This window comes from Actinoplanes sp. ATCC 53533, assembly GCF_003947245.1.
The window spans coordinates 1-588 of sequence record NZ_QHHV01000640.1; the positions used below are offsets into that span (position 1 = coordinate 1).

General features: G+C 64.5%; 1 protein-coding gene. It reads right to left on the reverse strand.

The genetic code is table 11. From position 1 onward, the window contains the following. Positions 1-13: 13 nt before the first annotated feature. Positions 14-588, reverse strand: a 575-nt coding sequence (locus DMB66_RS60410) for a hypothetical protein (RefSeq protein WP_233625651.1), incomplete at its 5' end; no start/stop codon positions are given.

Sequence of the window (588 nt, forward strand, 5' to 3'; positions counted from 1 at the left end):
TGCCTTCACTTGGCTATTCGAAGAGGTCGGCCAGCACGCCGACGCCGGCGTTGAGTTGGTCGAGGAGGTGGTCGCTGGTCGGTTCGCTTGACTCCACTACCGCCTGGCCGAGGCCGGGAAGAACGGCGATCGTCTCACCTTCGGTGAGGGAGAGTCGCCAGCTTCCGTCGGTGGCGTAGACGGCTACTCCATGGCAACGCCGGTATTGGCGTGTCGCGGCGAGTAGCCGCGGCAGACGTGGGTCAAGAAGAGGATCCGCGATGCCTTGCACGCCAAGGCGGACTTGGATCGCTGCGGCGCCGGGTGGCGCGTCGAGAGTGAGGTCGTCAAGGCCGAGCTCGGACGCCGTGCGGGCACACCAGAGATCATCATCGATGAATGTAATGGCGCCCAGGAGCTGTAAATCGACTTCGGCGCGAGTGATGGTGCGTCCGGTGATGGCGCTGAGGTATCTGGCGGTTTCGTCTGTCGGGTCGACCAGGGTGTGGTTGAACGCGGCGATGATGATGGGCTGGGCCTCCACAATTCGTTCCCGACGGCGTGGACCAGGCTGTACGGTCAGCCAGCACAGTGCGGCAGCGGCTTCCG